Annotated in this window: 14 protein-coding genes; 11 read left to right on the top strand and 3 right to left on the bottom strand. The window is 39.8% G+C overall.

Annotated features, from left to right (window positions below; all coding sequences use genetic code 11):
- Positions 1 to 87: 87 nt before the first annotated feature.
- Positions 88 to 3,525 carry an ATP-binding protein gene (locus F580_RS0108300; protein WP_019027250.1) on the bottom strand — a complete coding sequence of 1,146 codons (3,438 nt, stop codon included), beginning with the start codon at positions 3,523 to 3,525 and terminating at the stop codon, positions 88 to 90.
- 298 nt (positions 3,526 to 3,823) lie between these two features.
- On the opposite strand from F580_RS0108300, the gene F580_RS26320 reads away from it, so the two are divergent.
- Positions 3,824 to 3,970 (top strand): hypothetical protein, encoded by a 147-nt coding sequence (locus F580_RS26320; RefSeq protein ID WP_019027251.1) that lies wholly within the window; start codon positions 3,824 to 3,826, stop codon positions 3,968 to 3,970.
- Positions 3,971 to 4,106: 136 nt separating this feature from the next.
- On the opposite strand, the gene F580_RS0108310 is transcribed toward F580_RS26320, so the two are convergent.
- Positions 4,107 to 5,558 (bottom strand): PhoH family protein, encoded by a 1,452-nt coding sequence (locus F580_RS0108310; RefSeq protein WP_019027252.1) that lies wholly within the window; start codon positions 5,556 to 5,558, stop codon positions 4,107 to 4,109.
- Positions 5,559 to 5,802: 244 nt separating this feature from the next.
- On the opposite strand from F580_RS0108310, the gene rapA reads away from it, so the two are divergent.
- From rapA to F580_RS0108325, 3 genes are all read left to right on the top strand, one after another.
- Positions 5,803 to 8,730 (top strand): RNA polymerase-associated protein RapA, encoded by a 2,928-nt coding sequence (gene rapA, locus F580_RS0108315; RefSeq protein WP_019027253.1) that lies wholly within the window; start codon positions 5,803 to 5,805, stop codon positions 8,728 to 8,730.
- 76 nt (positions 8,731 to 8,806) lie between these two features.
- On the top strand, positions 8,807 to 9,490 hold the full coding sequence (locus F580_RS0108320; RefSeq protein ID WP_040357086.1) for a pseudouridine synthase: 684 nt from the start codon (positions 8,807 to 8,809) through the stop codon (positions 9,488 to 9,490).
- Positions 9,491 to 9,774: 284 nt separating this feature from the next.
- Entirely contained in the window at positions 9,775 to 10,731 is a 957-nt protein-coding gene (locus tag F580_RS0108325) for a DUF3530 family protein (RefSeq protein ID WP_019027255.1), read from the top strand.
- 695 nt (positions 10,732 to 11,426) lie between these two features.
- Here F580_RS0108325 and djlA read toward each other — a convergent pair.
- Positions 11,427 to 12,242 (bottom strand): co-chaperone DjlA, encoded by an 816-nt coding sequence (djlA, locus tag F580_RS0108330; RefSeq protein WP_019027256.1) that lies wholly within the window; start codon positions 12,240 to 12,242, stop codon positions 11,427 to 11,429.
- A 168-nt stretch (positions 12,243 to 12,410) separates the two neighbouring features.
- On the opposite strand from djlA, the gene F580_RS0108335 reads away from it, so the two are divergent.
- The 7 genes from F580_RS0108335 (at position 12,411) to F580_RS0108365 (ending at position 21,574) form a co-directional block, all read left to right on the top strand.
- Positions 12,411 to 14,741 carry an LPS-assembly protein LptD gene (locus F580_RS0108335; protein ID WP_019027257.1) on the top strand — a complete coding sequence of 777 codons (2,331 nt, stop codon included), beginning with the start codon at positions 12,411 to 12,413 and terminating at the stop codon, positions 14,739 to 14,741.
- Between the two features lie 66 nt (positions 14,742 to 14,807).
- A complete protein-coding gene (gene surA / locus F580_RS0108340) occupies positions 14,808 to 16,109 on the top strand; it encodes a peptidylprolyl isomerase SurA (RefSeq protein WP_019027258.1) in 1,302 nt (433 codons plus the stop codon).
- Positions 16,109 to 17,089 carry a 4-hydroxythreonine-4-phosphate dehydrogenase PdxA gene (gene pdxA, locus F580_RS0108345; RefSeq protein WP_019027259.1) on the top strand — a complete coding sequence of 327 codons (981 nt, stop codon included), beginning with the start codon at positions 16,109 to 16,111 and terminating at the stop codon, positions 17,087 to 17,089. The genes surA and pdxA overlap by 1 nt, the downstream gene beginning before the upstream one ends.
- An 18-nt stretch (positions 17,090 to 17,107) precedes the next feature.
- Positions 17,108 to 17,998: a 16S rRNA (adenine(1518)-N(6)/adenine(1519)-N(6))-dimethyltransferase RsmA gene (rsmA, locus tag F580_RS24200; protein ID WP_019027260.1), complete on the top strand. Its 891-nt coding sequence runs from the start codon at positions 17,108 to 17,110 to the stop codon at positions 17,996 to 17,998.
- Between the two features lie 4 nt (positions 17,999 to 18,002).
- Positions 18,003 to 18,860, top strand: coding sequence for a symmetrical bis(5'-nucleosyl)-tetraphosphatase (locus tag F580_RS0108355; RefSeq protein WP_019027261.1), 858 nt, complete (start codon positions 18,003 to 18,005; stop codon positions 18,858 to 18,860).
- Positions 18,861 to 19,064: 204 nt separating this feature from the next.
- The gene (locus F580_RS0108360; protein ID WP_019027262.1) at positions 19,065 to 21,083 is read left to right on the top strand and encodes a HAMP domain-containing methyl-accepting chemotaxis protein; all 2,019 of its coding nucleotides are present in this window, start codon (positions 19,065 to 19,067) and stop codon (positions 21,081 to 21,083) included.
- Positions 21,084 to 21,367: 284 nt separating this feature from the next.
- Complete coding sequence (locus F580_RS0108365; protein WP_011045258.1) at positions 21,368 to 21,574, top strand: cold-shock protein; 207 nt, start codon at positions 21,368 to 21,370, stop codon at positions 21,572 to 21,574.
- Positions 21,575 to 21,587: the final 13 nt, after the last annotated feature.

Below are 21,587 nucleotides of genomic sequence, written 5' to 3' on the forward strand. Positions count from 1 at the left end.
TTTGCTTATCTAGAGTTGAGGTTAATTATATAAGTTAGCATTTAAAGCAAAATCTAAGTGAACAACTTAAGCCTTTATTTATAAGCGCTAGCTTAACGAAACATTGCATAATTTCTTTATACAATTAAACAACGCCGGCCCGGTCACTGGCTTTGACATATGCACATTCATCCCTGCTGCTAGACTCTGCGCTTTATCTTCTTCTCTTGCGTGAGCTGTCATAGCGATGATGGGCAAATCTCTATATTTAGCCTGTGCTCTAATAAACTTAGCCGCAGTAAGGCCATCCATAATAGGCATTTGAATATCCATCAACACCACATCAAAACTACTGCCATTTAAACTATGCTCAGCTAAAACATCTAAAGCGCGTTGACCATTATCCGCAATAGTTACCTTAGCATTCATAGTTAATAGCAACTCTTTTGCCACTAATTGGTTCACCAAGTTATCTTCCACCAATAATATTGACAAGCCCTGTAAGTTTTTATCTGCACTAGTCATCCGTGGTTTATGAGCCTTTGATGGCACTGCTGTAATGACTTCCCTATCAAAGTAACAGTCAGAGCGAGCGCTACTTTCACTCACTAACGGGCCATTATCACTCTTTGGCGAGTGGCTATGATTTTCCTGACTAAATAATGCCTTTGATATTTGATCAAGCGAATAACGAAACAGCGGTATATCCACTAATAAATAAGGCACCAACAAGTGTTCTAGATACAATCCGGTATGACGACTTAACGGTTTTAGTGCTGGCTGACACAGACATAACAAACCAATTTTTGCTATAAAGGCCATATAAGCGGGGCTATCGTTTAGGGTAAGGAAGTCAATTTCATTTATCAGCAAGACACTATTGTCGAGTACTTCGTATTGAGATAAATCATCAACACAGTTCACTTGCTGCAATAACCAATGCATTTGAGTAATAGTGTCGATGAAGCTCGCTGATAATTTTTGATTCAACACATACATTGTTACCCCCTTTACTAACGGAATGCTTAATTCTGCAGGCAATTCAATGATTAACTCGTCTTGAGTGTGTTGCTCTGAGTGATTAACAACGTTAACACTTGGTCTATTTATGCTTGCCCGTGGTACACGCTGCAATGGTAAAACAAAGCTAAGCTCACTTCCTTGACCTAATTGACTAGTCAAACTGATTTCTCCCCCCATCAATTTAATGATTTGCTGACAGATAGATAACCCTAGACCTGAACCACCATACTTTCGTGTCATGGACTCATCCGCTTGACTAAAGGCCTTAAACAAGTGTTTTTGCTTTTCACTGGCAATGCCTATCCCAGTATCGCTCACCTCAAAGCGTACTTGAACCTCGCTATCACTTTCCTTTACTAGGTCGATAGTTAACTTTATTTGTCCTTGCTCAGTAAATTTGATCGCATTATTTAATAAATTAGCCAGCACTTGCACTAAACGCATCTCATCGCTGAAAACATTGCTCGGTACTGCTGAATTCATCTCAACAATCACCTTAACTCGTTGGTGATCGACATTGGCAATATTAAGCTTTAACGCTTTATCAATAATGACAGGCAAATTAACGGCGTTATTACTGACAATCATTTTACCGGCTTCTATTTTGGATAGATCCAATAACTCATCGACAAGGTGCAGCAGGGTTGACGAGGCACTTTGCGCATTATCTAAATAATGCTGTTGGCGGGTATCTAACGAGGTATACGCCAATAAATCCATCATGCCCTGCATTGCATTAATTGGCGTTCTCACTTCATGGCTCATATTGGCCAGAAACTGGATTTTTACTTGGTTAGCGTATTCCGCTTGGTTTTTGGCCTTTTCCAGTGCCGATTGGGTGGCTTGCTGTAAAGTCACGTCATGGAAGATACTAATTGAGCCAAGAATATGACCTCGTTCATCGGTAAACTCATTACAAAAACCTTGATAAATAAAGTCCCCTGCCCTAATAAGTGCTTGCTGAGGATAAACATTATTCTTCAGTAAATTTAAGCGATTAACTTCTTGTGCTAAAGGCTCAGGCATAAAAGTCACCGACTTAAATCCTAGCATTTGCTTAACTGAATGATTAGTTAAACGTTCAAACGCTTGGTTACAGCCCATAAGTAAGCCATTTGGGTCATTAAAAACAATCAATTCGGGAATAGCATTCATCACTGATCGTAGCAGCGCATAGTCGCGTTGATGTTTTGCACTAGTCTCTTGTAGCGCTTTAGTTTTCTCGATAACTCGGCTATCTAAGACATCATTTTGCTCGGTAAGCTGTAGTAGTAGACTACGGTTTTGTACAAAAATATCCTCCACCACTTGAAACCAATGCAGCCAATCAGGGCTAGGAGTAATTTTACCGGGATCACCTTCAGCGCAGTATTGGATATGACGAATAAATTCAGTAGTGGGCTTAATGAAGGTACGTTTAGTCATGGTATTTACTAGTACCAGAAAAGCCAACAAACCGACGAAAAGAATAGAGAAAACAAAAATGAAATCACTGTACTGTGGTGATGAAAATTTTTCATAGTGTTGATACCTCAGTAATGTCCAACCATTTACATCCAACGATTGCTGCTCAATAAACCAGTCACCAAAGCGGGTGGATGTTGATATGCCAGCTAACAATTCAGCATTTAAACCTTGTAATGATTCCGGCAATAAATCTTGCCAAGAAGCACGATAGCTCAGTGATTGCTTGCCCAACCTTTTAGCCAGTAAAATTTCATGGTTTGAGTTATATAAGATAAGCCCTTGATCGTCTGATTTGAGCTCAGATAAGCTCGCATGTAGGCGGGTTAAATTAATATCCATTACCACTGAGCCGATCAATTTATCATAATGAAAAACCCCCGTTCCCACTGAAGCATTCATGCCACCGCCAGCGGCATCAATGTAAGGAGAAGACCAAACAACACGATTGTTTTTTTGGGTTAACCCACTCATAACCTTGTTATGTGGGCTAGCCAGCGTTTTCTCATTGAACTGCCATATTTCACGATCAACCCAAGGGTAAATATTCACAAAATTATCAAAAGAAATATAATAAAACCATGTCGCTTCTTCGATGATATTTTGTGCGGCAATAAATGCCGGCGTTAACGCATTAGCCATCGCAATTTCTTGCTTTTTAAGCTCGCTAAACTGATTAACTTCTCCTATTCCGGTAATGTTACTACTCAAACGCTTACCTTGCTTAATAACGTCGTGCAGAGGTTTATTAAGGTAAAACATCTCGCCTTGCTGAGATAACGAAGGCATCGGAATATTTATTTCATCTGGGTGTTTTAAAATATATTGAGCTAACTCTTGTATGCCAGTTACCGCTTGAACACTGCGCTCAAGCATAATATTTAACTGTTGAGCTTCTTGTTTAAGCTCAAGTGAACTTTGCTGTTTATGCTTAGCTATTTGATTGAAGTATCGTATTGAGGCGACAGAAAGCGCAACAAGAATAATAACAATAAAGGCCACCACCACCGTGATATTATAACGCCTAAAGACTGTATTTATGCCCGCTTGGTAATACACTAAAATGCCTTAACTTTTTGGTTGGATAATCTAGTAACTCATAAGTTAAAGCAGTCACGTCATTTAAACAAGAGCTAAACAAGAGCTAAACAAGAGCTAAACAAGCGTTAAACAAGATCTAAACAAGGAAAAACAACTGATTTGGCAGTGCTACTTTTGCAAAGAAAGTCAGTGTAATCCGCATATTATTTTATTTATTACTCGTTACGTCTGAGGCAACGCAAGGCAAATGGCTACCCCTAGTGATAACGATGTTAGCAGCACTTTACCGTCATAAAGCTCAGTGATGGTTTTTACAATGCCAGATGGTGATAATAAAAGGGCTAATATATCAGGTGCTGTATCAGGCAGCCAAAGAGAAAGTACCAACTTTAAATATGTTTCTTGGGCCGGTATTGCTAAAGCATTTAGCTTACCGACTAACACCAATTTCACCGGTAATTAATCATTATGGTAATAAAAAAAACACCGCTAAATTAGCATTTAGCGGTGTTTGATTAAACTTCAATCATTACAGTGATGACTAGGAATTGAATTTTTCACTCGATCCAATCAAGCTATCTTACCAAACACGTAGCAGACTATAAGTTCTCCTCGGCAAAAGAGGCTAGTCGACTTCTTACCACGCCATTTAGATTAATGGTAGCAGAGCCAGGAAAGTCCTTAAAACGTTCAACAATATAAGTTAGCCCTGAAGTTACCGCGGTTAAATAGTTACTATCAATTTGCGCCAAATTACCCGAACACACTAATTTAGTGCCTTCACCACAGCGGGTGATAATGGTTTTTAGCTGAGCCGCGGTTAAATTTTGACATTCATCAAGTAGTACTAGCGCGTTTTGAATACTTCGCCCGCGCATAAAGTTTACCGACTTAAATTGAATGTTGGCTTTTTCCATAATGTAATTCAAGCTGCCATGCATACTTTCATCTTGTTTATGCAATACCTCAAGTGAATCGGTTATTGCGGCGAGCCAAGGCGCCATTTTCTCCTCCTCCGTACCAGGTAAAAAACCAATAGACTCAGCTATTTCCGGAGTACTGCGCGTGACAATTATTTTGTCATATAAACCCCGCTCTATCACTTGCTCTAAAGCAGTGGCCAAGGCAAGTAAGGTTTTACCACAACCTGCAGGGCCAGTAAGAATGACTAAATCAATATTAGGATCGAGTAAAGCGTCCATCGCCATGCCTTGATAAATGTTTTTCGGATGAATACCCCAAGCATTTTTGGCCAACAACCGCTCTCGACCTAGATCTAATATGGACATTTTATCGTCATCCCAGCCGGTAACTTTGCCAGCAAAGCTCTCGCCATCATCTAATAAGTATTCATTGATATAAGCTAAAGGGACGGTATCTCGAGCAACATAATGTGTGGTGTTACGCCCTTCAGTTTCACTATTAACCGACTGAATTTGTTCCCAAAAATCGCCATCGAATTGATGGTAACCTTTAGTGAGGAATTGAATATCATCAATAAGTTGGTCAGTTCGGTAATCTTCAACATGTGCTAATCCTGCTCCTTTGGCTTTCAAGCGCATATTGATATCTTTAGTGACTAAGACGATTTTCTTGTTTGGCATTTTCTTTTGGATATGTAAAGCAGCATTAATGATACGGTTATCATTTTCATTAAAAGATAAGGTATGCGCGGTTTGCTCTAAAGCATAATCATTAATAATGGCCAGACAGCCACTGGGGTGTTGCTCATCGTTTTGCGGTAACTTAACCCCCGCAAGCACTTGCTCGGGACTAGCATCTCGCAAAGTATCTTCTAGTGCTCTAATTGCTACTCTAGCATCTCGGCTGACATCTTTACGCCGGTCTTTAATCGAATCGAGTTCCTCTAGTACCGTCATAGGGACAACCACATCGTGCTCTTTAAACGATAAAAAAGCGAACGGTTCATGCAAAAGGATATTGGTATCTAAAATATAGACGATTGGTTGGTTTTTAGTCTCTTGATTTTGAGATAAATTGCCTGATTCTTCAGTTAATATATTCTCATTATTCATATTCTCTTTAGTCATGGGCAATCTCCGTGATTCACTGACAAAACAAATATAAAAGAGCAATACTTTAATCTATACCTACTAAAGTATAGCTCCTCCACCGTAATATCTTAATTATCGTCAAACAAGCATAATTTTTTAATGATTCCGTCTATGATTAGGAGTACTATAGCGCCCTTTTTTACCCCCTAATTTTTAATGCTTAGTCTCGTTCTTATTCGAATATGAAGTAATAACTAAGCACCGTTGGAGAAATAAGTTTATGCCATTTCAGGTAGGTCAGCGTTGGATCAGTGATAGTGAATCAGATCAAGGATTAGGTACAGTAACCGGGGTTGAACACCGCTTTGTTAATATTATTTATACTGCGACGGGCGAGTCTCGCCAATATGCTAAAGAGAATGCCCCTTTAACTCGTGTTATCTTTAATCAAGGTGACCTTGTTCCTAGCCATGAAGGCTGGTCGTTAAAGGTAACATCACACAGTGAAGCTCATGGCATAATCAGCTATGAAGGCATACGACAAGACACCAACGAGCAAGTTACCCTCAAAGAAGTGATGATAGATCACTTTATTAAATTCAATAAACCCCATGACAGGTTGCTCAATAGCCAAGTTGATCGTTTAGACTGGTTTCGCTTACGTAAAGACTGCTTAGAACATCAATACCAACAGCAAAAATCTGACTTAACAGGTTTGACCGGCGCTCGAGTGAGCTTGATACCCCATCAACTGTATATTGCCGAAGAAGTCGGTAACCGTTTTGCGCCACGGGTATTACTCGCCGATGAAGTCGGATTGGGGAAAACTATCGAAGCAGGTCTAATCATCCATCAGCAATTAGTCACCGGTCGTGCTAAAAGAATTCTCATCATAGTACCTGAGTCTTTAATGCATCAATGGTTGGTAGAAATGCTACGTCGCTTTAATTTAAACTTTAGTATCTTTGATCATGAACGCTGTGTTGAAACTAGCCAAGATAACTATGTGGATGGCAAAAAAGCGAATCCTTTTAGCTCAGAGCAACTGGTTCTGGTTAATTTAGGCTTTATTACTAAGAATCCTGAATGGTATGACGCGCTTGTCAGTGAAGATTGGGATTTAATGGTGGTTGATGAAGCCCATCACTTGAATTGGCAACAAGATAAACCAAGTATTGAGTACCAATGTATTGAAAAACTCGCACAAGTTATTCCTGGCGTATTGTTATTAACGGCAACGCCTGATCAATTAGGTCATGAAAGTCACTTTGCCCGTTTACGCTTACTTGATGCCGATAGATTTTATGACTATCAAAAATTTATCGAAGAAGAGTCGCACTATAGCGAAGTTGCTGATGCCGCCAACGCTTTAGTTGAGGGCAACAAACTTAGCCCAGAGCAAGAACAAACCCTGACAGATTTATTAAAAGAAACCACTATTAGCGCTCAGCTGAATGAGTTAAACCAAGCTGACAGCACTGCCTCTGCAGAGGTACGTAAAAATTTATTAAAGCAGTTACTCGATAGACATGGCACGAGTCGTATTTTATTTAGAAACTCTCGCAATACCATTAAAGGTTTCCCTGCGCGTAAAGTAGTACCTGCAGTATTACCTATGCCTGAGCAATATCAAGAAACCATTAATGAATTCATGCTCAACGACAGCCCAGAGACATTAGCTAAATCAAAGCAAGCTAAGTATATTTTTACCCCAGAAATGCTCTATGGCTTGGATCAAAAAAATGAAATCTGGACAGACTTCGATCCGAGAGTTGATTATTTAATTGAACTGTTACAGTCACTTAAAAAAGAAAAAGTATTAGTAATTTGTGCACACGCGCAAACTGCCATTGATTTAGAGGCCGCACTGCGTATTAAAGAAGGTATTCGCAGCGCTGTTTTCCACGAAGGTTTATCGATATTTGAACGAGATAAAGCCGCCGCATATTTCGCCCAAGATGAAGACAGTGCTCAGCTATTACTCTGCTCGGAAATTGGTAGTGAAGGACGTAACTTCCAATTCGCTCATCACCTAGTACTTTTTGATTTACCGCGTAATCCTGATTTATTAGAGCAGCGCATTGGCCGTTTAGACCGAATTGGCCAAACCGAAGTAATCCGTATTCACGTACCTTACTTTGAAGGATCCGCACAACAGTTATTATTTGATTGGTATCAACAAGGTATGCAAGCATTTGAGCATACTTGTATCTCCGGCCGAGTGGTTTTTGAGGCCTTTGGCAGCCAATTACTTTCATTGGCGTTAAGCTGTCAGCAGCAATCAGCAGAGGCTGAATCGCTTATCAGTGATAGTTGGCAAAAACATTTAACCATTAAAGCCGAACTAGAGTCTGGCCGCGATAAATTATTAGAATTGAACTCATCTGGTCAAGGACGCGCCCATGAATTAGTTGAGAAAATCCAACAAGCAGATAATGAGATTGGCCTACCTCAGTTTATGTTCCAAGCGTTCGATGTCTTTGGCGTGCAACAAGATGATAAAGCTGATAATGCCATTGCTTTAAATCAAAGTGAGCACATGCTTAATAGTAACTTCCCTTGCCTTCCTGAAGACGGCACCACAGTTACTTTTGATAGAGAGACCGCCTTAGTTAATGAGAACTATCAATTGTTAACTTGGGATCATCCCATGGTTCTTGGGGTGATGGACTTGGTTTTAAGTGATGAAATTGGCAATGCCAGTATTGGTTTATTGAAAAATGAAGCACTACCGGTTGGCACTTTTTTCCTTGAATGTTTATTTACTGTTGAAGCAACCGCGCCTGCTCACTTGCAACTAGGTCGTTATTTACCGACTACACCGATTCGAATTTTAGTCGACAAAAATGGCAATAATTTAGCCGATAAAGTCAGTGAAAAGCTACTTGATAAACAATTATCGCCAGTGAAAAAACAAATGGCCTTACAACTTATCAAAGCACTTAAATCGCAAATTGCTCCTTTAGTGACGAAAGCAGAGGCACACGCTGAAAAAAGTATTGTCGCTATTCAAGAGAAATCTTTAGCGGCTATGCAAAACAAGTTATCTGCTGAGCAGCAGAGGTTAACCGCATTAAAAGCCATTAACCCAAGTGTTCGTCAAGAAGAAATTGATTTTATTAGTCAGCAGCAAGATGAATTAAGTCACTACATTGATAAAGCACAATTGACCTTTGAAGCAATCCGCATGATAGTGGTTTCACACTAACAGCTATAATAGTAGATTAATGAAGCAAGGCTAAGTTACTTTGACTTTAGCCTTGCCATCAATTCATGAGAAAATAATGAGCGCAAACCCCGATTTTATCTATCTACCACCGATGTCACCTTACCTAGATATAATTTATCAAGATGATGATATGGTCGTTATCAACAAAGCCAGTGGCATTTTAAGTGTGCCAGGCCGTCTACCTGAGCACCAAGATTGTTTACAAAACCGTGTCCAAAGAGTATTGCCTAGCGCGACTATCGTACATAGGTTGGATATGGCAACTTCAGGCATAATGATTATGGCGTTAAACAAACCCGCACATGTCGCTATCAGCCGCCAATTTGAACAAAGAAAAACAAAAAAAACTTACCTCGCCCGTGTTTTTGGCAACGTTGCAGCAAACGAAGGCAGTGTTGATTTACCGCTGATTTGTGACTGGCCCAATAGGCCTAAGCAAAAAGTTGATTTTGAGAATGGTAAAAAATCATTAACCCATTACCGTATACTTAGTCAGGATGATATCCCTGATGAAGCAGCCAGTACGTTGCTTGAATTGACCCCGGTTACGGGTCGGTCTCATCAACTCAGAGTACATATGCTTGCTTTAGGTCACCCTATTTTAGGTGATAGACTTTATGCAACTAAAGCGGCACTCACCATGAGAAATCGATTGCAGCTCCATGCGTTAAAGTTAAGTTTATTTCATCCAAGTACTGAACAACCGATTAGCTTTCATGCACTGTGCCCATTTAGTTAACATGAACTCTGGATAATGAGTGCTTGATGTTTAAGTAAAAACAAGAGCTTAAGTATTTTAGACAAAAATTTACAAAATTAAGTAGTAACAGACTCTATCAATGTTTCAATTTATTCGATTATCAAGGCAAAACGTTTATGAATAACGGGTTATTTATCGACGTTTTAACGCTGAAAGTCGGATGAAGGGGAATATTGAGCAAGTGCTGCTTATCCAGAGTTGAGGTTAATTAACACTTTTAATGCTCAGGTCGATACAAAGCACAACCCCATTAAGGAAAAGCAGTGACTAAGATAAAGCAAACTAAAATCGACCAAGTATTACTGAGCTTATTTATCTGTTCACTTCTTCTTATCGGCCTAATAGCCCCCGTTTCTGCTGAGCAAGCGACTAATCCAGTAGTAAAAGAAGCAGTAAAAGAAAACGCTGATAACAAAGACACAAAAAGCGAAGTTGAGCATAAAGCCCCAATAAAAAAGCCAATCGCACTAACCAAGCAGTATAAAGACGATCTAAAACATTATTTAGCGACTGATGAGGTAAAGCCCCTACTCGCCGGACCTGATGATTATTTAACCCTGGTAAAAAAATACACTAGCGCTAATAGCAAAGGTGTTGCCATTTTACTACCTGATTGGCAACAAGGCGCAACCAACCCCAAAGCCTTGAATTACTTACGTAATGCTTTACCGGCAGAAGGTTGGAGTACTATAGCGATACAGCCGAGTAATAAACCAGAAAATTACCCTTCAACAGCGATAACGGTTACAGAGCAGCAGGAAGAGAACCAATTAATACTCACTGCGTATAAAGAGAAGCTAGCGAGTATGTTGAATGCTGTGATGAATACAGCGAAAGAATACCCAGGTATAGTGTTAGTGATTTCTCAAGGAAATAACGCCGCCTTTTTGGTAGACTTATATAGTCAAGAAGGTAACCAACTGCCAAATGCACTCATTTTATTAAGTAGTTATAGATCCAGTAATCATGCTCTTATCAACAGTGCCAATGAGGACTTTGCCCGTCAATTAGCTTTTATTGAATTACCCGTGCTTGATCTATTCCTTAAACACGATAACCCGCTGGTATTAGCCAAAGCCGCGCAACGAAAATCCTTCGCTAAACAAGAAATGAAAGTCTATTATCGCCAACGCCAACTGAACAATAGCCTTACCGGTTATTACCCCAATAAAGAGTTATTGAGTCAGGTCAACAGCTGGCTTAAAGCTATCGGTTGGTAACCTATAATACCAATCTCATTAAATTATTGCTCTATTGTGCTGGTTAAAATACTCCAAGGCTACGTTACTCTCAATCCCAATAGCCAGCTATTACTCAATCGAGCGCCTTGCCCTGATTTATTTTCCCTATGCACAACAAGATCACAAACTTAATGAAACTGGTATAACAATTTTTTTAATAAAAATTTTCTTTTATTCAAATCACCCTATGGTTCAGTGTGATTTTCACCAAAATCAAATAAGCCCGATTTAAGCCCTTAAGCTCTGACGAATCCCCACAACTTTTTACAAAGTACGTGCTTATAATTTTAGCTTCTGTTTTTTGTTTCTTCAGCGTCGCGGTGGCGACAACACCCAGAAAAGAATGAGGACTACCGCGTTACGCCTAAGTTAAGCTCTCTGGACTCCCCACGCTACGAATAACAAAAAGGTCTGGATCCTTTTTGAATAGCTTTAGCTAACCTGCGAAGCAGGTGAGTATCATGGATGATACGAGTAAACCTAATCTTGCATTCAATCAAGTACTTCAAGGAGCCGCGTTGATGTACGTCAGGACGAACGTTATATCGCGGTGACAGGATGTCAAAGAGCGTGTACGCGTCTCGCTTGTTTACTCAGTAATGCGGAACAATAACTGGTCATTGCTTACATTAATATTTGTGGGGATTCGTCAGCCTTAGACTGGCGTCTCCTCATTACTTTTTCTGCTTAGTGATCAAATCATAAGCCGCTTGAATATCTTGGGTTTTTTGCTTAGCGCTTTCCATCATTTCTGGTGGTAAGCCCTTAGCCATTAATTTATCGGGGTGATGTTGTGACATTAACTTTTTATAAGCCTTTTTAATGGCTGGCATGGCAGTATGGTTATTTATGCCTAACATTTTATAGGCATTAGCTAACTGTTGACCACTCGCTGGTGCTTGCCCTGACTGACGATATCCTCCACCTTGTTGCTGAAAGTTAGCACCAGCGATAATCATTTCCAATAAGTTATCAAGCTCACGAGCTGAATACCCTAAAAATTGAGCTATGGTATGCAAAACAGAGCGTTCCGCATCATCTAACTCACCATCACTAAAGGCAACTTGAATTTGAATCTCTAAGAACATTAACAATAAATCGTGTCTGCGGCCCATCAAGCGTTTAAATTTTACTAGGCGTTCTTTAAGGGGAAAGCCTGATGACTTACCTTCACGAAAAGCATCTTGCGCTTGTTGACGTAATTCATTGCTTAGTCCCAACTTATCCATATATGCATTGGTAAAGGCTATTTCGTGGCTAGTCACCTGCCCTTTAGCTTTTGCGACATGGCCCATGACAGAAAAAGTGGTATAAAAGAAAGCAGCCTGTCTCGATACTTCGTCTTCTTTGCCACCTGATAAGCCGTTAAAATTAAAACCGCGACCGCGATCAAAAAAATGACCTAGCCAAAGGCCAAGTAAAGCACCAAACAAAGTTTTACTGAGCATAAAGCCAAACAGAAAACCTAAAATTTTACCCCAAATATGCATATTCCTGAGCGTTCCTCAAATAAATAACTCGTTAACAGCTGAACTATGACACAAGAATTGAGTCCAACTGAAAAAATTGCTATATCATAATGCAATTAGCCGTTAAAATACTTGATTCATCGCTAGAAAATCAATTAATAACAATTTTCACCTTTTTCCGGACAATAAATGCTTTTTTCCCGCTCATTGAGTTTTACCTTAGTTGCCTTAGTTACCTTGTTTGCTTGCTTGCCAAAAGCTGCCCAGGCGAACACAGAAAAAAAGACTCAAGCACCTGACAGCAAAGTAATGCTGTGCCCATTGCCAGTATTTGATGATATTGCTATTGGTATGGCTGAAGTGCTTGATGATAATATCCGTATTTCATCTTTACATGCCCGTATCGAAAAAGACCAGCTGGCTCAATTTAAAGGTTCGGTCATCTTAGTCGATAAAAATCAAAAAATCCTTGCCGATGAACTTGCTTTCAACCGTTTGAAGATGCAAATAGAGGCAGTAGGGAATATTCACTACCAAGGTAACCAAATTAACATTTTCGCCGAGACCTTAAGTGCCAGTAAGGTTGATCGCTCCACCACAATGACGTCGGCTTCATATCAACTTGATGGAAACCCTGGACGCGGTATAGCGGGTAGCATATCTATTGATGGTGAGGGAGTACTTCGCCTAATTAACTCAACATTCACCACTTGTTCACAAGAAGTACCTGACTGGCAAATAAAAGCCGCTGAAATTAATTTATCTGCCAGTGGTGACTTCGGTGAAGCCTATCACGCTCAATTTCGAGTGCTTGATGTCCCGGTTTTTTATGTGCCTTATTTTTCTTTCCCTATTTCGAAAAAACGCTTAAGTGGCTTTTTATATCCTGAGTTAAGTAGCTCTAGCAACTCAGGCGTAGAATTTTCCGCACCTTTTTATTGGAATATAGCCGAAAACTACGACGCCACGATTACGCCACGCTATATGTCTAAACGCGGTCTACAATTACAGACAGAATTCCGTTACCTGATGGACATGCAATCAGGTCAAATTGACATTGAATATTTAGACAATGACAACGAAATTAAAAGCAATGATGACCCTCGATATTTAGCACGTTTTCAACATGTCGGTACGTTTTCTGAAGACTTCCGAGTATATCTCGATTATACCACCATCAGTGATGATAATTACTTAGTCGATATTGGTAGTAAGCAATATAATTCAAATGATGCTTACCTTTATCAAACTGGGGAAGTAGCTTATTTTGGAGAGCAATGGCAGGCGACAGTACAAGTACAAGATTTTGAAGTATTGGGTAATCATGAGCCTAGCTATAAAACCTATCCACACTTCGAATTATCGGCTCAACAACCTTTAAACTTTATCTCTGGCCAATTTGAATTATATTCTGAAATGACTAACTTCCAGTCATCCGAAAAAGATCAAGTAAAAGCTAACCGCTACCATGTCGAAGCCGGGTTTATTTTCCCTATTGTTAGACCCGCTTGGTTCTTGAATTCTGAAGTAAAGGTAATGCATACTTATTACCAACAAGATAATATTGCCACGGGCAGTCCATTAGAAGAAACAGTGACAAGAACCTTACCTAAGGTGCGTATTCATGGTGGTATTAACTTTGATCGAGAAGTACTCGCTTTCGGAGAGAGCTATCGTCATACCTTAGAGCCGCAATTACAATACCTTTATGTGCCAGAAAAAGATCAATCCATGATAGGCTTGTATGACACCACAACGTTACAAGACGATTTTCACGGTATTTTTCGTGATACCAGTTATAGTGGCTTGGATAGGATAGCAGCAGCCAACCAATATACTTGGGGTATTACCAGTCGATTACTAGATGCTGAGAATCTCGAAATAATACGTGCTAGTATTGGTCGCATTCAGTATATAGGTGATCAAAATAGTGAACTTGCCAATGATGCCTTGTTATCAGATAATGGCATTTCTAACGATACCAACAATAAACAATCTTCGGTTGCCGCCGACTTGTTTTACCGGATTAATCACCAATGGCAACTGAGCGGGGATATTCAATATAACACTCTAGAAGACTTCACCAATAAAGGCCAAGTCAATCTTGATTATCAAATTGATAAATATAATTTAGTACAATTGAACCATCGCTATACCCGAAATGTCTCAGGTGATAGCCTAGAGCAAGCTTCCCTTTTAACCAGTTTTGCTATTAACAAAAACTGGGCCTTTGTCGGGCGTTTAACGCAAGATTTAAAGCAAAATAGAAGTGTTGAGTCATATGCCGGCTTTCAATATGAGAGCTGCTGTTGGGCAGTACGTATTGCCTACCATAGGCATATTAACTCTAACTTAGAGACAGATAACCTTGGATCAGAAGGTCGTGAAGAGTTTGACACTGGTATTAGCATCAAATTCATCATTAAAGGCTTAGATGGCAAGCAATCCGCCATAGGCACCCAAGAAATGTTTGATAAGAGTATATTTGGTTATAAACGCCCTTATTACTTACAAAATTAAGCGATAGAATTAACTTAAACAGTTCGCTACCTTTGCAAATTTAAAATACAAAACAAGAAATAAATAATGATAAATACAATTAAAGTAATACTGATAGCGTCAAGCCTTATCCTTACCGTCGTAACACCAACACAAGCCGAAGAAGTGTTGCTCGACCGAGTTGCAGCCATAGTTAATGGTGGCGTAGTACTTGAATCTGAAGTGACTGATTTACTTGCCAGTATTAAACAGCAAGCGAAAAACAATGACCAAAGTTTACCTTCTGATAAGGCCTTACGCATTCAAGTGATGGATAAACTGATAAATGACAGCCTCATGACTCAAATAGGTCAACGTATGGGTATTCAAATTAGTGATGCGCAACTTGACCAGACCATAAATAACATGGCTCAGCAAGATAAACTTACCCTAGCTCAATTTCGAGATAAGGTAATTAGTGAAGGCAGTAGTTATGAAAAGTACCGCGAGAATGTCCGTATAGAACTGATTACTGGAGAAGTAAGCCGTAATAGTGTTCAGCGCCGTATTTTTGTATCTCCACAAGAAATCAGTAACTTAATCACTGTCATGAAAGAGCAAACGACTAACAATGTAGAATATCATTTAGGTCATATTTTAATTGAGTTCCCTGCCAATGCTAGCCAGGAAGATTTAGCGGCAGCAAAAACTCGCGCCGATAGGGTGGTTAAGTTACTCAATGAAGGTTCTGATTTTACTAGAATAGCGATTACTTCATCAGGCGATGCCAATGCGTTAAAAGGCGGAGATCTAGGTTGGAAGAACATTAATGAAATGCCAACGCTTTTCTCTGAGTTAATTAACGACAAACCTAAAGACACCATTATAGGTCCGATCCGAACCGGCTTAGGGTTCAGTATTGTGAAAGTGTTAGATATTCGCGGCCGAAAAATCATTGAAGTAGAAGAAATAAAAGCACGCCACATCTTAATAGAGCCCTCAATTATTTTAAGTGATGCCAAAGCAAAAGACCTACTACAAGGTTTATTAAACCAAATTAATGCCGGTGAAGCGACTTTTGAAGAATTAGCGAAAGAGCATTCTGATGGGCCAACGTCGGTTCGTGGTGGTGATTTAGGCTGGTTTGACCCGACTACCTTTGATCCTGCCTTTCAAAATGCATTAGCAACGATGGATAAAGGCGAATACCATAAGCCATTCCGCTCATCTTTTGGTTGGCATATTATTCAACTAGAAGATCGACGTATGGTCGATACAACCTCACAGATGAATTCAAATCGCGCTCATCAAATCCTCTTCAACCGAAAATATGGTATGGAAAGTACCCGTTGGTTAAAAGAAACCCGTGATGAAGCTTACATCGAAATTTTCGAACTGGAAGAAAAGTAATGATCCAACGCATTGCCATAACACCAGGTGAGCCTGCAGGCATTGGTCCTGATTTAATTATCACTATTGCTCAACAAGATTGGCCGGTAGAAATGGTAGTGCTTGCTTCAAAAAGCCTATTACTAGAGCGTGCTGAAGTACTTTCTTTATCACTAACGTTAATCGATTATGATGAGCAGTCTCCGGCAAAGCCACAAAAAGCTGGTACATTAACGATTCTTAATGTTGAACTTAACCAACCTTGCATTCCTGGTACATTAAACACTGCCAATGGTGCCTATGTAGTAGAAACCCTAACAATTGCCAGTGAAAGAAATATCTCTGGTGAATTTGATGCCATAGTTACTGGCCCTGTCCATAAAGGCTTAATAAATAAAGCAGGTATTGCTTTTAGTGGTCATACTGAATTTTTCGCTAATCAAGCCAATTGTACTGATGTAGTCATGATGCTTGCAACTAAAGGCTTAAGGGTGGCATTAGTAACCACTCACATCCCTTTAGCCTATGTATCTAAAGCAATAACCTTTGAGCGTTTGCAAAAAGTGACTCGTATATTGAATCGCGACTTACAAGATAAATTCGCTATCAAAGCGCCACGAATTTATGCCTGTGGTATCAATCCTCATGCGGGTGAAGACGGTCATTTAGGTCGTGAAGAAATTGAAATAATGGAGCCAGCCTTCGCCGCACTGCGCGCTGAAGGCATAGACATTATTGGCCCTTTACCGGCCGATACTATTTTTCAAGAAAAATATCTTAATGATGCCGACGCCATTTTAACCATGTACCACGACCAAGGCTTACCTGTGCTAAAATATAAAGGCTTTGGCTCTTCAGTAAATATAACTTTAGGACTACCCTTTATCCGTACTTCTGTAGACCATGGAACCGCTTTAGATCTCGCCGGCACTGGCACTGCTGATTCAGGTAGTTTTATTGAAGCGATGAACAACGCCATTCACTTAGCAAGCAACAAATAGTTTAACCAAGATAGAGTTATGAACGATAAAAAACATTTAGGTCACCAAGCCAAGAAGCGCTTTGGACAAAACTTTCTCCATAATGAAGCTGTCATCAGCGACATTGTCGATGCAATCAACCCTGAGCCAGGGGAAAACCTGGTAGAAATAGGCCCTGGTTTAGGTGCATTAACCGAACCGGTCATCGAACGCGCAGGTAAAATATCAGTCGTTGAATTAGATAGAGATCTAGCACATAGACTTCGTCATCATCCTTTTATAGCCGACGACTTAACTATCTATGAAACCGATGCGTTAAAATTTGATTTTGCACAATTGTCGAGTGAAGAAAAGCCATTACGTATTTTTGGTAACTTACCCTACAACATCTCTACCCCGCTGATTTTTCATCTGCTAACTTTTAAAGACAAAGTGAAAGATATGCACTTTATGCTTCAAAAAGAAGTAGTTCAACGTATGGCTGCGAGCCCTGATTGTAAAGCTTATGGTCGTTTATCGATAATGACTCAGTATCAATGCCAAGTATTTCCGGTGATGGAAATTGGCCCCGAGGCCTTTAAACCGGCACCGAAAGTTGACTCTGCCATTGTGCGTTTAATCCCCCATGCACATATTGAAAACCCGGTTAAAGATATCAAGGCCTTAAATACTATTTGTTTAGCAGCCTTTAATCAGCGTAGAAAAACTATTCGCAATAGCTTTAAGAAACTCATTAGCGTAGCGCAATTAGCTGAGTTAAATATTGATGCTAATTTACGTCCAGAAAACTTAACGCTTGATGACTTCAAAAAACTTGCCGATTTTATTGTCGATAACCCACCGGAAGTTGCGCCAGTTAAAGGCAAAAGACACATGGCGAGCAAAGGCAATAACAGCGCCACAGAGGAAATGCCACCCGAGGTAAAATAAATTTATGGCGATTTATCTGGTCGGCGATGTACAAGGTTGCTTTAACGAATTAATTGCTTTACTCGAGCAAGTTAATTTTGACAAAAAAAAAGATGTGCTCTACCTTGCCGGTGATCTAGTCGCCCGAGGGCCTGACTCACTTGCCACCTTGCGATTGGTTAAATCGCTTGGTGACAGTGCCAAAGTTGTTTTAGGTAACCACGACCTTCACTTATTAGCGGTTCACGCTGGTATAAAAAAAGCAAAAAATTCAGATAAATTAGCTGAATTACTCGCTGCCCATGACGTTGACGAATTGATGGATTGGCTAGCAAAGCAGCCCTTACTGCAAAAATTCCCCCTGCTCCCTTCAGATGTGCCCTCAAATCACTTAGCTAGGGGCAGTAATGAGTTTGTTTATATGAGTCATGCTGGTATTTCGCCGCAATGGCAGATAACAGATGCTCAAACTCAAGCAGAATTTGTCCAAAGTAAACTAGCCAGTAATGACCGAAAGCGTTGGCTAACTCTTATGTATGGTGAGCAGCCTAATAATTGGCAGCAGGCTGAAAGTGATGTAGATAAGTTTCGCTATAGTATTAATGCATTCACTCGCATGCGTTACTGTTTTAGTGATGGCTCACTGGAATTTAATCAAAAAGAAGCGCCGGATAAAAATACACTCACCAACATTTACCCTTGGTATCAATTGTCTCAAACCATTAATCACACGCCCTGGATTTTTGGTCATTGGGCTTCATTAATGGGGCAATGCTCCCACGCAAATATATACCCACTAGATACCGGTTGTGTTTGGGGAAATCAGTTAACCATGCTTCGATGGCATGATAAAAAATACTTCATACAAGCGGCTATAACCTAAAGTAGGCTCTTTTTTTTCCAAAAGAGCCTAATTTTGCTAAAATAGCCTAAGAGGGAGCTAGCTATCTCCCAAGATGTCATTGTCAGGATATATCGAAAATAAAATTAAATATTTCCTATATATCGCCGATACAAGCTAAGCTTGATAAATATCAAAATAAATTAACGTATTAACTAGGCAAGTAGCCTAAATTAGGTGGATTCTATGAATTTAACTGTAAAAATAAAGATCATTGGCGGTTTCTTCATTATGTTTGTTTTGCTCACTATAATTAGTGGCATATCTTTACTTAATTTAAATACCGTTAGCGAGTCAACTCAGCAACAAAATACCCTGGCAATTCCTACGTTAAAAGCCAGTAATAAGCTTGCGCTAGAGCTAAGTCAAATGACTAACCTAACGTTAAAAGGTTACTATCAAGTTGATCTATCGCAACTCGCCAAAGAACTAAGTCACTATAACAAGATAAATGTACTGTTTAGCAGCGAATTAGAAGAATTAAAACAAAATGTTGCTGGGCAAGCTGACTTATTCAACAACCTTAATCAAGTAGACCAACGTTATGCTAGTTTCCACAAAGCAGGCATCGATTTGTTTGATAGCCGTAAAATGAGTATCCAGCAACAGCGACTCTTGACCGACAAAGTAGATATTTTAGAAGAAAAAGCTGATGATACTGTGATGCTTCTTTTAGACTTGGCTGACCATGAACTTGCCGATACTCAATTGCAACAAGCGATCAGTTTAAGTGAGTATTTGGAAAATCAGTTCAACTCAGTTGTCTCTTCTTCATTTGAATATCGTGATATCCTCGATAAAAGTACCGCCCAACTAATTGAGGGTGAAATTTCGCGTAGCATGAGTGAAGCTGCTAAGTCTGTTGATAATATAATTGTAGAACTAAATATCCATGGGCTAAACAATTTATCACAAGAAGTTGCTGTAGCATTTAATGAAATTCAGACACTACTATCCCAACGAAACGGTATTTTCGCTCATAAATCAGCTCAATTAGCCGCTAATAAAAAAGCCACAACAATGCTAAGACAAGAAGAGCAAGCAGCTAAACAAGTTAATAGCGTGTTAGAAAAGCAAATTGAACTTGCCAATAAAACCTCCGTCGATGCAAGTCAATTAGTAACAGACTCAGTAAACCGAGGAAACACCCAGACCATCATTATTATGCTCATTTCTATTGTAGTAGCCCTAGTTATTGCTAGAGCAACCCTTGTTGGTATTACGCGCCCGCTAGCACGAGTGAACCAAATGCTCAATATAGTTGCCTCTGGTGACCTGTCAATGAAGCTTGATGAAAGCGGTAAAGATGAATTTGCTGAACTTTCTAAAAACTGTAATTTATTAATTGATAGCTTACGTACCTTAATTGAAAGCATTGTTAATCGCTCAGCCCAACTTGCTGCGGCCGCAGAGCAAACCTCGGCGGTGACTGCACAAAGCACCACGGCCATTGAAGAACAGCGTAATCAATTGGAACAAGCCGCTTCAGCAACCACTGAAATGAGCAGTACTTCACAAAGCGTCCTTGCCAGTGCTAACGATGCTTTAGGCGAAATAAAACATGCTGATGAGGAAGCGGAACGGGTTAAAGTAATCTCAGCTAGGAACCGTCAAACTATCGAATTACTTGCCCAAGAAGTTGACTCAGCTTCACAAGTGATTAATCAACTACAACAAGACAGTGCCTCTATTGGCGGCATATTAGATGTGATACGGGGTATCGCCGAACAAACAAACCTACTGGCACTAAATGCCGCAATTGAAGCAGCACGCGCAGGTGAACAAGGCCGAGGTTTTGCCGTTGTTGCTGATGAAGTTCGTACCCTTGCCAGTCGAACACAAGAATCTACTTCAGAAATTCAAACCATGATAGAAGCATTGCAATCAGGTGCAGGCAAAGCCGTAACGGTGATGGATGCAGGTAAAGCTAAAGCCGGTGAGTGTGTTAAACAAAGTGAAGAAGCAGATCAAGCACTAGAAGTTATTACTCAAGCCGTACACGAGGCTTTCGACCGAAGTTCACAGATAGCAACCGCAGCCGAAGAGCAGAGCGTTGTTGCGCATGAAATAAGCGAAAATCTTGAATCGATTGTAACCATTGCCGAACAAACAACGGCTGGCTCAAAACAAACGGCGGCCTCAAGTAGTGAAGTTGCTCGTTTAGCAGAAGAGCTGCAACAATCAGTACAAGAGTTTAAATTATAACGAATAAATTAGGCTGCAAGCGTTAGGTTCTATTTAATCTTGCAGTTTAATGCACACTTAGGCTTGACATAAATATTACTCGCTATATAATGCACCCAGCTTGAAGTTAGTTTTATTTTTTTGTACACCATTTCGATGTTATCTCATGCTTACCTTAGATAAGATATCTGTAACACGTCCTGATTTATAAGTAATAGCAACTCTTTTTAGCAAGCCCGTTGTCAATGATGTTTTAATACAAAATTGTCAGCACAATTACTCTTAAATATTTATAGGATACACTTATGTCTACTACTACTGGTACAGTAAAATGGTTTAACGAAGCTAAAGGTTTTGGTTTTATCGAGCAAGAAAACGGCCCAGACGTTTTTGCTCACTTCAACGCTATCGTTGGTGACGGTTTTAAAACTCTTGCTGAAGGTCAAAAAGTTGAATTTACAGTTACTGACGGTCAGAAAGGCCCTCAAGCTGAAAACATCGTTGCTCTTTAATTAGCAAAGTATA

The organism is Colwellia piezophila ATCC BAA-637 (assembly GCF_000378625.1).
Taxonomy (GTDB): Bacteria; Pseudomonadota; Gammaproteobacteria; order Enterobacterales; family Alteromonadaceae; genus Colwellia; species Colwellia piezophila.